Origin of the sequence: Sanguibacter sp. A247 (genome assembly GCF_052324925.1) — a bacterium.
In the GTDB taxonomy this organism is placed as follows: Bacteria; Actinomycetota; Actinomycetes; order Actinomycetales; family Cellulomonadaceae; genus Flavimobilis.
In genome coordinates this window covers 399,770-412,936 of the sequence record NZ_JBQPRE010000002.1, presented here as the reverse complement: position 1 = coordinate 412,936, position 13,167 = coordinate 399,770, and the positions used below count along the sequence as shown (strand labels likewise).

Annotated in this window: 13 protein-coding genes; 5 read left to right on the top strand and 8 right to left on the bottom strand. The window is 71.2% G+C overall.

What is annotated here, in order from left to right; all coding sequences use genetic code 11:
* Positions 1-15: 15 nt before the first annotated feature.
* Genes ACTVCO_RS06005 through mca form a run of 3 tightly spaced genes read right to left on the bottom strand, consistent with a single transcriptional unit; the run spans position 16 to position 2,101 of the window.
* Positions 16-822 carry a nitrilase-related carbon-nitrogen hydrolase gene (locus ACTVCO_RS06005; protein ID WP_443727495.1) on the bottom strand — a complete coding sequence of 269 codons (807 nt, stop codon included), beginning with the start codon at positions 820-822 and terminating at the stop codon, positions 16-18.
* Positions 823-824: 2 nt separating this feature from the next.
* A complete protein-coding gene (locus ACTVCO_RS06000; RefSeq protein WP_443727494.1) occupies positions 825-1,247 on the bottom strand; it encodes a hypothetical protein in 423 nt (140 codons plus the stop codon).
* Positions 1,244-2,101: a mycothiol conjugate amidase Mca gene (gene mca / locus ACTVCO_RS05995; RefSeq protein WP_443727913.1), complete on the bottom strand. Its 858-nt coding sequence runs from the start codon at positions 2,099-2,101 to the stop codon at positions 1,244-1,246. Before mca ends, ACTVCO_RS06000 begins: the two co-directional genes overlap by 4 nt.
* A 260-nt stretch (positions 2,102-2,361) precedes the next feature.
* Between mca and ACTVCO_RS05990 the strand changes: the two genes are divergently transcribed.
* The gene (locus tag ACTVCO_RS05990) at positions 2,362-2,790 is read left to right on the top strand and encodes a DUF4307 domain-containing protein (RefSeq protein WP_443727493.1); all 429 of its coding nucleotides are present in this window, start codon (positions 2,362-2,364) and stop codon (positions 2,788-2,790) included.
* 254 nt (positions 2,791-3,044) lie between these two features.
* On the top strand, positions 3,045-3,524 hold the full coding sequence (gene greA, locus ACTVCO_RS05985) for a transcription elongation factor GreA (RefSeq protein WP_443727492.1): 480 nt from the start codon (positions 3,045-3,047) through the stop codon (positions 3,522-3,524).
* A 97-nt stretch (positions 3,525-3,621) separates the two neighbouring features.
* Here greA and ilvA read toward each other — a convergent pair whose 3' ends face one another.
* Positions 3,622-4,839 (bottom strand): threonine ammonia-lyase, encoded by a 1,218-nt coding sequence (gene ilvA / locus ACTVCO_RS05980; RefSeq protein WP_443727491.1) that lies wholly within the window; start codon positions 4,837-4,839, stop codon positions 3,622-3,624.
* Entirely contained in the window at positions 4,836-6,191 is a 1,356-nt protein-coding gene (locus ACTVCO_RS05975; protein ID WP_443727490.1) for an AI-2E family transporter, read from the bottom strand. The genes ilvA and ACTVCO_RS05975 overlap by 4 nt, the downstream gene beginning before the upstream one ends.
* Before the next feature lie 201 nt (positions 6,192-6,392).
* Between ACTVCO_RS05975 and msrA the strand changes: the two genes are divergently transcribed.
* Positions 6,393-7,061, top strand: coding sequence for a peptide-methionine (S)-S-oxide reductase MsrA (gene msrA, locus ACTVCO_RS05970; RefSeq protein WP_443727489.1), 669 nt, complete (start codon positions 6,393-6,395; stop codon positions 7,059-7,061).
* Positions 7,062-7,154: 93 nt separating this feature from the next.
* Positions 7,155-8,372: a pyridoxal phosphate-dependent aminotransferase gene (locus ACTVCO_RS05965; protein ID WP_443727488.1), complete on the top strand. Its 1,218-nt coding sequence runs from the start codon at positions 7,155-7,157 to the stop codon at positions 8,370-8,372.
* Between the two features lie 64 nt (positions 8,373-8,436).
* Here ACTVCO_RS05965 and ACTVCO_RS05960 read toward each other — a convergent pair whose 3' ends face one another.
* The 3 genes from ACTVCO_RS05960 to ACTVCO_RS05950 form a co-directional block, all read right to left on the bottom strand.
* Entirely contained in the window at positions 8,437-9,354 is a 918-nt protein-coding gene (locus ACTVCO_RS05960; protein WP_443727487.1) for a LysR substrate-binding domain-containing protein, read from the bottom strand.
* 233 nt (positions 9,355-9,587) lie between these two features.
* A complete protein-coding gene (locus ACTVCO_RS05955; protein ID WP_443727486.1) occupies positions 9,588-10,349 on the bottom strand; it encodes an ABC transporter permease in 762 nt (253 codons plus the stop codon).
* Between the two features lie 133 nt (positions 10,350-10,482).
* On the bottom strand, positions 10,483-11,205 hold the full coding sequence (locus ACTVCO_RS05950; protein WP_443727485.1) for an ABC transporter ATP-binding protein: 723 nt from the start codon (positions 11,203-11,205) through the stop codon (positions 10,483-10,485).
* A gap of 289 nt (positions 11,206-11,494) precedes the next feature.
* Here ACTVCO_RS05950 and ACTVCO_RS05945 point away from each other — a divergent pair, with 289 nt between their 5' ends.
* A complete protein-coding gene (locus ACTVCO_RS05945; protein ID WP_443727484.1) occupies positions 11,495-12,877 on the top strand; it encodes a sensor histidine kinase in 1,383 nt (460 codons plus the stop codon).
* The last annotated feature ends 290 nt before the right edge of the window (positions 12,878-13,167 follow it).

The following is a 13,167-nucleotide window of genomic DNA, read 5'->3' as shown; positions in this document are numbered from 1 at the left end:
CTGCTGCTCGGGTCGCTAGCGCCGCGGCTGCACGTCGTACTGCCTGTGCGTGAGCGCCGGGTTGCGTGTGCGCGCGTCGGTGACGCGCTCACGCGCGATCTCGACGACGACGGTGGCCGACTCGAGACCCAGACGGTGCACGACGGTTCCTGACGGGTCGACGACGAGGCTCGTGCCGCACACTCCGGGGCCTGCCATGCCGACGGCGACGAGCCAGGCGAGGTTCTCGAGAGCGCGCGCTTGGGCGAGGATCCTCCACTGCGCGGACTTGCCGGGGCCAGCAGCCCAGGCGGCGGGGACGACGATCACCTCGGCGTGCGCGTCGACGAGGCGCCGAGCCGATTCGGGGAACCTCAGGTCGTAGCAGGTGAGGACGCCGACACGCAGTCCGTCGACGTCGATGACGAGAGGTTCCGCAGCCGGGTCGCCGGGAACGAAGCGGTCGGACTCACGCTGCCCGTACGCGTCGTAGAGGTGCACCTTGCGGTAGTCGCGTCCGCGGGTGCCGTCGGGGCGCACGTGGACGACGGCGTTGCTCGCGCGCGCGGTCCCATCGACCTGCTCGTCGGCCGTGAGGGTCACCCCCGCGAGCACGTGCACCCCGCGCGCCCGGGCGACGCCCTGGACGGTCGTGAGGAAGTGGCCGTCGAGGGCTTGCGCGTCGGCCGGCCCGACGCCGCGCGGGTCGAACGCGCTCGCGTACTCGGGGAGGACGACGAGGTCCGCGCCGTCGTCGGCGCACGCCTCGATCGCCCGGGCCGCGACGATCGCGGCCTGGGCAGGGTCGTGCGGCGCCGCGATCTGCGCGATGCCGACCCGCACGGTCAGCTCGTCGGGTCCGTGCCGGCGTTGTGCGTGTCGGTGCTGACGCCGTGGTCGCCGGTGCCGCGCGTGCCGCCCGGCTCGCCGGTGCCACCGGGCTGCGCCGCGTCGTCGAGCAGCGCCGCGTCGTCGGGCAGCGCACCCCCGCCGGGCAGCGTTCCGTCGGCGACCGGGCCGTCGTCCGCACCGGCGGCGCCGGCCGCCCGCTCCTCGAAGCGCAGGCGGCGGACCTTGCGGTTGAGCGAGAGCCACCCGACGATGCACACGCCGGCGACCGCGAAGATCGCGAGGAACCCGAGGAGTCCCGGTGAGACGTCGTAGGGGTCGAGCCCGGGCCGCAGCACGTCGGTGGGCGACGGCGAAGGCGCCACCCGGAGGAGGTCAGCGGGCAACCGCGCGGCGAGCGCGGTGAGGGAGGCGATCACAGGTGCTCCTCGGTGAGTCCCGCGAACAGGTCGTCCTCGGGCAGGGAGACCTCGATGCGAGCGGCTGCGAGCTCGTATTCCTCCCATGGCCAGACCTCAGCCTCAAGGTCGCGGGGGGTTCCGAAGAAGAAGCCGTCGGGGTCGATCTGGGTCGCGTGCGCCCGCAGCGCCTCATCACGCGCGTCCATGTGGGCGGAGATCTCGATGCGGGTCGTGACGACCCGCTCGACGATCTCGCGTGCCGCGCGGGACTCGACCCATTCGCCGAACGGCGACTCAAGGCCTGCGTCGACCATGGCCTCGTGGATCGTGCGGATCCGGTTCATCGAGAAGTCGTGGTTGTAGTAGAGCTTGAGGGGCGTCCACGGCTCGCCGGCCTCGGGGAAGCGCTCGGGGTCGCCTGCGGCGTCCCACGCGGCCGCGGTGACCTCGTGCGTACGGATGTGGTCGGGGTGGGGGTAGCCGCCCGACGGGTCGTACGTCGTGATGACGTGGGGGCGGAACTCACGGATGACGCGCACGAGCTCGGCCGCCGACTCCTCGAGGGGAACGAGCGCGAAGCAGCCGTCGGGCAGCGGTGGCAGGGGGTCGCCCTCGGGAAGGCCCGAGTCGACAAATCCGAGCCAGTGCTGGCGCACGCCGAGCGCAGCCGCGGCAGCGGCCATCTCGCCGCGGCGCACGGCCGCGATCTCGTCGCCCTCGGCGAGGGTGCGGCCGTAGCTGGGGTTGAGGACCGAGCCACGCTCGCCGCCGGTGCACGTGACGACGAGGACCTCGGCCCCGGCTGCCGCGTAGCGGGCGGTCGTCGCGGCGCCCTTGCTCGACTCGTCGTCAGGGTGGGCGTGAACGGCCATGAGGCGCAGGGGCGTTGTCACGTCGGGTTCCTCTCGGTGTGCGGGCCCGTGCGGGCTCCACCACTCACCGTAACGCGCGCGACCGACAAAGCTGTTCCCGCCCGTCATGAACGCGCTGCGTGTGACCACGACGGGCACACCACTCACCACTCACCACTCACCACTCACCACTCACCACACCAGCGTCTCCTCTCTCCCGCGCCCCGGTTCCCCTCGCACCCTGGTTCCCCTCGCACCGGTCGGGCTGGGACACTGGGGCCATGACTTCCTCCCCTTCGACGCCGACGGGCCCGACGGATCTTGACGACCGGTACGGGCGGCTCTCCCCGGACGCGGCACGTTCGCGCACGCTGCGGATCGCGGCGATCCTCGGGCTCGCGCTCGCCACGGCGGGGGCGGGCTGGGCCGGGTGGAGCATGGTGGCCGGCGAGCCGTGGACGACGAAGCCCGTCGGCTACTCCGTGAAGAGCGCTGAGCTCACCGAGGTGACGTTCCACGTGACGAAGCGCGCGGACCTCGCACTGCGCTGCTCGGTCGTGGCGCTCGCTGAGAACTACTCACAGGTGGGCTACCGCGACGTCGTCATTCCGGCGAGCTCGGGCGAGCGCGAGTCGTTCACGGTTGACGTGCGCACCTCCGAGCGGGCGACGACCGGCATGGTCGAGGCGTGCGAACCGGTCGCTGACTAGTCGCGGCGCTCGGGCCACGCTCTTTTCCCGCGATCGAGCGGACGTGCGGCTACACTGGGTGTTTCGACCACTGCTCGGCGATCGTGCAGCGCGTTCTCGTCCACGCCTCCGGCCGACCCGTTGCACGGGCCGTCGTCGCGCGGCACGCGAGGAAGCGTTGCCCAGGCGGGCGGGGTCGTCATTCTTCATCACATCATCTCGGCGCACGGTTCCTACCGTGCGCCGTAGTCCTACGTGGACCGAAAGGAGCGACAATGACCGGGACCACCACGTGGCTGACGCAGGAGGCGTACGACAGGCTCAAGGCCGAGTACGAGCACCTCACCGGCGCTGGTCGGGACGAGATCGTCGCGAGGGTCGCGCAGGCGCGTGACGAGGGCGATCTCAAGGAGAACTCCGGCTATCACGCGGCCCGCGAGGAGCACGCGAAGCAGGAGGCCCGTGTCCGTGAGCTCAAGGCCAAGCTGGAGAGCGCACAGATCGGCACTCCCCCGGACGACGGCCTCGTCGAGCCCGGCATGATCGTCACGCTCGACTTCGCTGGCGAAGAGATGACGTTCCTCCTCGGTTCGCGTGAGATCGCAGGGACCACAGAGCTCGATGTCTTCTCGGAGGCCTCGCCTCTCGGATCGGCGATCCTGCGGCACACGGTGGGCGACGAGGTGAAGTTCACCGCCCCGAACGGCGCTGAGCGTCTCGTCAAGATCATGGCCGCGGTGCCCTACGAGGGCTGAGCGCCACCAGATCTGCGCTGAACGAACGACGTGGGCCACCCCGGCGGGGTGGCCCACGTCGTTCGTTGTCGACGCCCGAGCGGCGACGTTCCCACGCTCAGTGGCCCGGTGTGATCCGATAGCCGGTCGCGCGCAGGTGCGAGAGCAGCGCCTCCTGGTGCTCGGCGCCCTTGGTCTCGACCTGGAGCACCACTTCGACCTCGTCGATCGCGAGGTGCGGGCCCGTCCGCACGTGCTCGATGTGCATGACGTTGCCGCCTTCGCGGGCGATCGCGAGGAGGATGTCGGCGAGCATCCCGGGACGGTCGGTGAGCAGCGCGCGGACCTCGAGGTAGCGGCCGGCCGACGCGAGGCCGTGGCGCACGACGCGCAGCAGGACGACCGGGTCGATGTTGCCACCCGAGAGGACGACGACGATGGGTCCGTCGAACCCGTCGGGCTCTGCCATGAGTGCCGCGACTCCCGTCGCTGCGGCGGGCTCGACGAGGAGCTTGGCGCGTTCGGCGACGAGCAGGAGCGCGCGTGAGATCTCGTCCTCACTCACCGTGACGACCTCGGCGTTGCCTGCGCGCAGGAGCGCGAGCGGGACGTCCCCGGGGCGGGCGACGGCGATGCCGTCGGCCATCGTCGATCGAGCGGGCACGGTCTCGGGCGTGCCCGTGCGCAACGATCCCGGATAGGCGGCCATACGTTCGGCCTGGACCCCGACGACGTGGACGTGGGGGGCGAGCTCAGCGAAGGCCGCGACCATCCCAGCTGCGAGCCCGCCGCCTCCGACGGGAACGACGACCGTGCGCACGTCGGGCACCTGTTCGAGGATCTCGAGTGCGATGGTCGCCTGTCCGGCGACGACGTCGACGTGGTCGAACGGGTGGATGAGAACCGCTCCCGTGACGCGCGCGTGCTCGTGCGCGGCCGCGAGCGCGTCCTCGACGCTGTGGCCGACGAGCCGCACCTCGGCGCCGTAGGCGCGGGTCGCTGCGATCTTGGGGAGCGCGGCGTCCGAGGGCATGTAGACGACCGCGTGGATGTCGAGCTCGCGCGCAGCGAGCGCGACCCCTTGTGCGTGGTTTCCTGCGCTCGCGGCGACGACGCCCCGGGCACGCTCGACGGGGGTGAGCCGGGCGAGGCGCACGTAGGCGCCGCGCACCTTGAACGAGCCGGTGCGCTGGAGGTTCTCGCACTTGAGGAAGACCTCGGTGCCGGTGAGGTCGGCCAGGGCGCGGGAGTGCTCGACGGGTGTCGTCACGGCGATCGCGCGCAGGAGCTCCCGAGCGTCGTCGAGGTCGCGCGCAGTCAGCGGTTCCGTCGTCATGCGTCGTCGTCCTTGTCCGGCTGGGGCGTCGTGCCGAGCAGCTCGCTCGCTGCGACGGCCACGGCCTCGGGGTCGCTGCGCCTGAGCGCGAGGGCGCGGCGCCGTACCTCGGCCTCGGCCTCGGGCCGGAAGGTGAGCCTGTCGCCGATGCCGAGGTCGGGGAACTTGTCGTGCCCTGAGAGATACAGGATGACGGTGTTGACGACCGAGGCGATGGGGACGGCGAAGAGGGCGCCGACGATGCCCGCGACCATCGTTCCGCCCGAGACGGTGAGAAGGACTGCGACGGGGTGCATCGAGACTGCGTGCCCCATGAGGAACGGCTGGAGCAGGTGCCCTTCGATCTGCTGGACGAGGAGCACGATGCCGAGCATCACGATCGCCCACACCCAGCCCTTGACGACGAGCGCGACGAGGACGGCGATCGCGCCTGTGACGACGGCGCCGACGAACGGGATGAACGAGCCGATGAAGACGAGGATGCCGAGCGGCACGACGAGGGGCAGCTGGAGCGCGGCGGCACCGATCGCGATGCCGGACGCGTCGATCGCGGCCACGAGGATCTGGGTGCGGGTGTAGGCGGCGAGCGTGACGAGCCCTCGTCGGCCGGCTTGGTGGACCTCTTCGCGGGCGGCGCGCGGCAGCAGCCCGACGATCCATGTCCAGATGGTGCGACCGTCGTAGAGGAAGAAGATCGTGCAGAACAGGGCGATGACGAAGCCCGCGGCGAGGCCCGTCACGGTCGAGCCGACGGACAGGGCGCTCGAGACGACGGTGCCGATGTTCTCCTCGATCGCCTTGGTGGCGTCATTGAGCATGCCTTCGAGGCGGGCGGTGTCGAGTCCGAGAGGCCCTGTCGAGAGCCAGTCGAGCATCTGCTCGAGGCCTTCTCCCGCCTGGGTCGAGAGGGAGGCGATGCCGGTGGCGATCTGCTGCCCGGCGAGGACGATGAGCCCGATGGACGTGCCGAGCAGCAGGAGGACCGACACGACGGCTGCGAGGGCACGGGGGAATCGCAGGGTGCGTTGCAGCCACCCGTGGAGCGGCGCGAGCAGGACGGTGAAGAGGAGCGCACCGGCGACGGCGACGAAGAGAGCACCGATGGGCCGGAGCACCCAGATGAGCGCGCCGACGCAGATGCCGATGATGAGCAGGCGCCACGCCCACGCGGCCGCGGCCTGGACCGAGGGCGGGATCGACCGTGAGGCGACATAGTCGCCGTGGAGCGGGTCGGCCGCGCGCAGGCCGCTCGCAGCGCCCGCCGGCTCGGGCGTCGCGTCCGCGGTCGGTCCGGGCTGGGCTCCTGCCGCGGCCGGCTCGGCGGCGCTGCGCTCGAAGTCGTCGCTCGTCATCGTCGTCCTTCCCTCCACCCGCGTCCGCGCTGGTCGGACGCCTGTCCCGGGGCCGGCGACCCCGCGTGCCAGACTACGGCGAACGACGGTCGCGGGCGCGCGTCCGCGCCGAACATTCACGTCGTACTGCACGGGAACACTCGGGTCGCTGCGGGTGTTGCACTTCATCGCGGATCATCCATCTCACTTTCGGAGGCCACCGTGCTCGAGAACCTCTTTGGACGTCGCGTTCCCACGACGCTCGTCAGCGCCGACAACGCACTTCCTGGCCGCGCTGAGCGCGCGTATGCCGTCCCGGAGACGCACGCGGTCCTCGGCACGCCGCTCGCCGGACCCGTGCCCGACGGCCTCCACGAGATCTTCTTCGGGCTCGGCTGTTTCTGGGGTGCCGAGAAGCTCTTCTGGGAGCTCCCCGGGGTGTTCTCGACGTCGTCGGGGTACATGGGTGGCTCGACGCCTCACCCGACGTACGAAGAGGCGTGCACGGGGATGACGGGCCACACCGAGACGGTGCGGGTCGTCTGGGACCCGGCGCTCGTGAGCGACGAGGACGTCCTGCGCACGTTCTGGGAGAACCACGACCCGACGCAGGGCTTCCGCCAGGGCAACGACGTGGGATCGCAGTACCGGTCGGCGATCTTCACGACGACGCCTGAGCAGGCCGAGATGGCCGAGCGCATGCGCGAGGCGTTCGGTGCGCGCCTCGCGGCGAAGGGCTTTGCGCCCATCACGACCGAGCTGCGGCCCGCGTCCGAGGCGGGTCCGTTCTACTGGGCCGAGGACCACCACCAGCAGTACCTGCACAAGGTTCCGAACGGCTACTGCCCGGTGCACGCGACGGGCGTGCGCTGCGAGCCGCTCGAAGCGTAGGGGCTCTCCTTCTCCACACGATCCGCACGGACGTCCACGTCACCCGACGATCGGGCCCAGCACGGGGCGCCGCGGCTGTGCCACGATGACGTGGTGCGCAAGATCACGCAGTCCAAGAAGCTGAAGAACGTCCGCTACGACGTCCGGGGTCCGATCCTCGTCGAGGCTCAGCGCCTCGAGTCGCTCGGCAACAAGATCCTCAAGCTCAACATCGGCAATACCGCGCCGTTCGGGTTCGAGGCCCCGCCGACGATCGTCGCCGACATGATTCAGCACCTGCCCGAGGCCCAGGGGTACTCGGACTCGCGCGGGATCTACTCGGCGCGCACAGCCGTCGCGCAGTATTACCAGTCGCGCGGCCTTGTGGAGACGCACGTCGATGACGTCTTCATTGGCAACGGCGTCTCGGAGCTCATCACGATGGTGCTCCAGACGTTCGTCGACGACGGCAACGAGATCCTCGTCCCGGCCCCCGACTACCCCTTGTGGACGGGCGCCGTCACGCTCTCGGGCGGCACGCCCGTGCACTACCGGTGCGACGAGTCGAACGGCTGGAACCCGGATCTTGACGACATCGAGTCGAAGATCACGAAGAACACGCACGGCATCGTGCTCATCAACCCGAACAACCCCACGGGTGCCGTCTACTCCGAGGACGTCGTCAAGGGGATCGTCGACATTGCGCGACGTCACGACCTGGTGATCTTCTCCGACGAGATCTACGAGAAGATCCTCTACGACGGCGCGACGCACCATCACACGGCGACGTATGCGGGCGACGACGTCCTGTGCCTGACGTTCTCGGGATTGTCGAAGGCCTACCGGATGTGCGGGTACCGCGCCGGGTGGCTGATGATCTCGGGCCCGACGCATCTCGCGACGGACTTCCTCGAGGGCCTCACCCTCATGGCGAACATGCGCATGTGCTCGAACGTCCCCGCCCAGCACGCGATCCAGACGGCGCTCGGCGGTTATCAGTCGATCAACGAGCTTGTCGTGCCGGGCGGTCGGTTCTACGACCAGATGATGCTCGCCGACCGCCTGCTCAACGAGATTGACGGTGTGACGAACGTCCAGCCGCGCGGGGCGCTGTACTGCTTCCCCAAGCTCGACACCGAGATGTTCGGCATCACGGACGACCAGGAGTTCGTGCTCGACCTGCTGCGTTCCAAGCACATTCTTGTGACGCACGGGACGGGCTTCAACTGGTTCGAGCCCGACCACTTCCGGCTCGTGTGCCTGCCTGACGAGAAGATCCTCACCGAGGCGATCGGCCGCATCGCGGAGCACCTCGACGAGATTCGACGCTGAGCACACAGCGTCGTAGTGGCCGCGCGACGCCGTTCAGCGCGCGGGATCTCGTCCTCGCGTCGCGCTACCGTCCGCGCTTGGTGCCCTTGCCCTTGGCTCGGCTCTGGTCGCCGCGCTTGCGCTGCTGCGCAGCGGTGCGGTCGGCCTGGGCACGGGTTGCTGCGGCCTTCTTGCGTCGGGCTTCGCCTGCGCGCGTGAGCGCACCGTCGGGCGACCCTCCGCCGCCTGCGCGGTCGCCCTTGCCTTCGCCCTTGCCCTTGGCGTCGCGGGCGCTCACCTGGTCGTGGGCGGCGGCTCCGCGTGAGCTGTTGACGGACCGCCCGCGCACGATCCCGACGAACTCCTCGCACAGGGGGTTGGCGTCGACTGCTGGCCACACGAGGCTCACCCCTGACGTCGGGCCGCCGCTGAGCGGCACGGCGACGACGTCACGACGGTGGTGCAGGCGGGCGATCGACATGGGCAGGACGACGACGCCGACGCCCGCGGCGACGATCTCGACCGCTTCCTTGGCATGCGCGGGGCGCATGGAGCCGGGCTCACCCGGCGGTGTGCCCGTGATCGCGGTGGGCTCCTCACCCGCGGCCAGAGCGTTCCAGTCGAAGCGATCGTCGAGCGGGTGCCAGACGGTCTCGTCGGCAAGGTCGTCGAGCGTGACCTCGTCCTCGAGCGAGAACAGGTGCTCCTTGCCCACGACGACGACGGGTACCTCGTCGTAGAGCGGGATGGCGTGACGTGCGCGCAGGCCGTCGTCGCCGTGCGTCGTCACGGGACGCCGGACGAGGGCTGCGTCGACGTCGCCGCCCTCGGCGCTGCCCAGGGCAGCGCCGGCGTCGTCGGTCTCGAGCGGCACGAGCGCAAGCGGGACCGTGAGGCGGGCTCGCCACGTCCGCACCCACTTGGCCGGCGTCGTGCCGGGAACGAAGCCGAGCCTGAATGCGGTGCGGCCGTCGGGCTGGGTGTCCTCCGAGGCGTCATTCACACATGAAGCGTAACGGGCTGCGCGGTACGCCCCCGCGGACGGCGCCGGAGCGCACGACGCGGGGGCGTACGGCTTGAGGGCGCACGATGCGGGATCCCGCGACGCCGAGCGCACACCGGGAGTGCGCTCGGCGTGAGTGCGCACACCGTGAGTAGGCACAACGTGAGTGCGCACGCCGTGAGTGCGCACAGCGTGAGTGCGCACTGCTCTCACGCGTCAGCGTCGCTCCGTGCTCAGAGGTCGCCCTTGAGGAGCCGCCACGTCCCGATCGCACCCGGCAGCGCGATCCAGATCGCGGTGGCGCTGGCGAGCTGGGCCCACTCGAGGCCCGTGATCCCGGCCGTGCCGTACAGGGGCGCGGTGGCGCTCCAGAAGGAGAACCAGGGGGCGGCGTCGGCGACCGCGGGGATGAATGCGGTGATGAGGCTGACGAGGTTGGGGACGACGAGGTAGGCGATGACCGCGAGCGGCGTCGAGCGCAGCAGGAGGCCGAAGGCCGTTCCCTGGATGACGGAGAGGACGAGGATGAGCGCTCCCGCTCCCACGGTTCGTCCGTCGACGTCCCAGGCTGCGGTGTCGCCCCGCAGGGTTGCGGCGGTGAGCAGGACGACGGCGGCGATCACGAGGCCGACGAGGACGAGGGCAGCGGTTGCCGTGAGTGCAGCGGCGATCTTCGAGGCGACGACGCGTCCGCGGCGCGGCTCGAGCGTGAGGGTGACGGCGAGGGTCCGCTGGGAGAACTCGGAGGTCACCGCGAGGATCGCGAGGATCGGCGCGAACATCGCGATTCCGGAGGCGATCGCGCCGTCGAGGAGGGAGCCGAACGTCAGGGGTACGTCCCCCGGCCAGCCCGCGACGAGGACGGACATGCCGACGACGACGAGGGCGATGAGGCCAAGGAACACCGCCCCTGCGCGGGTGTCGACGATCTTGCGGTTCTCAGCGTTCCACGTGCGCAGGAACGGGACGGGTGCGTGGGCGAGCAGGGCGCTCATCGGAGGTTCTCCTGGAGTTCGGCGATCATGGGGACGGCCGCGAAGCGGCGCGACGGTGCGGGGCGGACAGTGGCGTCGGCGGGTGCGGCGTCGGCGGGTGCCGGGGCCGCTGGGTGCGGCGTCCGGGCGTTGCTCACTGCCCGACCCGTTCGCGGTCGGTTCCGACGGTGAGGCGCACGAACGCTTCTTCGAGGTTGCCGTCGGACTCGACGAAGCTTGCGGTCGTGCCGTGGGCGAGGACGCGGCCCTTGCCGACGACGACGACGTCGTCGCACACGCTCTCCATCTCGGTGAGGAGGTGGCTGGAGAGCAGCACGGTCCTGCCTTCGGCAGCGAATCCGCGCAGGAGGGTCCGCATCCAGCGGATGCCCATGGGGTCGAGGCCGTTGGCCGGCTCGTCGAGCACGACGACCTCGGGGTCGCCGAGCAGTGCGAGGCCGAGCCCGAGCCGCTGGCGCATCCCGAGCGAGTAGGTGCGTGTGCGTCGGCGCGCTTCGCCGGTGGTGAGGCCGACGATCTCGAGGACCTCGTCGACACGGGTCGCGGGGAGTCCGAGGACACCGGCGGCGAGGCGGAGCTCTTCGCGGCCGGTGCGGCCGGCGTGGAGCGACTCAGCGTCGAGCATGGTGCCGACGTTGCGAGCCGGGTTGGGGAGGTCGACATAGTTGCGGCCAGCGATCGTCACGCTTCCGGACGTCGGGCGGACGAGCCCGACGAGGGAGCGCAAAGTCGTCGTCTTGCCGGAACCGTTCGGACCGAGGAGGCCCGTGACGCGGCCGGGAAGGGCAGCGAAGGTGGCGTCGTCGACGGCCGTGACGCGGCCGAAGCGCTTGGTGAGGTGGGTGACGTTGATCATGCCTCTACGGTCGCTGGCGCGGGTGCGTGCGGGCATCGGTCGGCCGTCGAGAGTCGCTGCGTCGCAGGGAGCCGATGACTGCGCCCGTCGGCGTGCTCGGCTCCGTCCACCGGCGGGCGACCTCAGTCTCTCGGCTCGGGTCGTCCGTCTCTCGGCTTGGGTCCTCCGTCTCTCGGCCCGGGTGCTCCGTCTCTCGACCCCGGTCCTCCGCCCTGGGGCGGAGGCGCTGGCGAGCGGGACGCGCCCGCGGACTCTCCCTCGGCGCGGGCGGAGTCCGTAGGCTCAGGGCGTGCGTCTGTCTTCCTCTGTCCGCCGGCTCGCGTCGAAGCCGCCTGTTCCGGCGCCGCCCCTCACTGCGTGGGGTCGCACGTGGCGCTTCACGGCGGTCTTGCTCTGCTCGTTCGTGCTGTTCGGCTCGGTCCTGCCGGAACCACCCGGCTCCCCCGACATCGCGGTCTCCTCGGTGGCTGAGGCGACGGCGCGTGAGGCCTTGGACGTCGCTCTGGGGCTGGCTTCCTACATCATCGTCTGGTTTCGTCGACGCTGGCCCATGACCGTCGTCGTCGTGCTGCTCGTCATGTCGTCGCTGTCGGTGTCCGCGAGCGCCGCCGCAACTCTTGCCGTCGTGTCGGTGTGCGCGCGGCGGCGCATGATCGAGGTCGTCCCCGTGACGGCGCTGCTCATCATCACGTCGCTCGCGTCCTACTACACGGTCGACGGCCTTCCCCACATGCGGTGGTGGGGCGTCGTGATCGTGCAGCTCATGTCGACGATCCTCATCGTCGGCGTCGGCCTGTACATCGGCGCGCGACGCGAACTCGTGTGGACGCTGCAGTCGCGGGCCGAGGCGGCCGAGCGGGCGCGAGCCACGGATGCGGAGCGTGCTCGGGCGCAGGAGCGCGCCGCGATCGCCCACGAGATGCATGACGTCCTCGCCCACCGCGTCTCGCTCGTCGCGATGCACGCCGGGGCGCTCGCCTACCGCACCGATCTCAGTCCCGAGGAGGTGCGGGAGTCGGCGGGGGTCGTGCGCGACAACGCGCACCGCGCGCTCGAAGAGCTGCGGGAGGTGCTTGGCGTGCTGCGGGCGGGGACCGACCTGAGCGCGACCGACGCCCCGCAGCCGACGCTCGAGCGCATCGACGATCTGGTCGCGGACGCTCGGGCGCTCGGCGCGCGCGTGGACTTCGGGATGACGCCGTCGGTGACGGATGAGTCCGCGACGCTCGCCGGGTCGACGGTGCGGACCGCGTACCGGATCGTTCAGGAGGGGCTGACGAACGCGCGCAAGCACGCTGCGGCGTCGCCCATCGTCGTGCGGGTGACAGGGACGCCCGACGACGGGCTCACGGTCATGGTGCGCACGCTGGGCCGTCGCGGCCCGGGCGGGGGCACGCACCGCGGGGCGCTTCTCGCGACGCCTGCGGGCTCGGTGGGCGCGGACGTCGGGGTTGCGAGGGTCGGTGGTTCGGCCGGGCCGTCGTCTGGGGGTGCGTCTGCAGGATCGTCGCCTGGGGGATCGTCGTCGGGGGGCGCGATGGCCTTGCCTGCGTCGGGCCACGGGCTGCGCGGCCTGCGCGAGCGGGTCGCGCTGCTCGGCGGAACGTTTGACGCGGGCGACGACGCAACCGGCGGCTTCGTCGTGCGTGCCTCTCTCCCGTGGTCACGCTGAGCGCGACTCCCGCGGCCCGCGCAGCTCTCATGGCCCGCACAGCTCTCACTGCTCACCCAGCTGACATGGCTCCCGCGAGTGCGCGTGCCGGGTCCAGCGCGTGCGCGTGCGCGCGCGCTCCCGGCGCGTCGCAGGCGCGGGTAGGTCTGCCGCGCCCACGGTCCCCCCGCCCGGCCCAGCGGCGCCCGGTCCCGCGCCCGTGACCGCCCCGTGGTCCCGCGCCCGTCGTCCCACGCCCGTGACCGCGCCCGTGGTCCCGACCCCGTCGTCCCGACCCCGTCGTCCCGCCC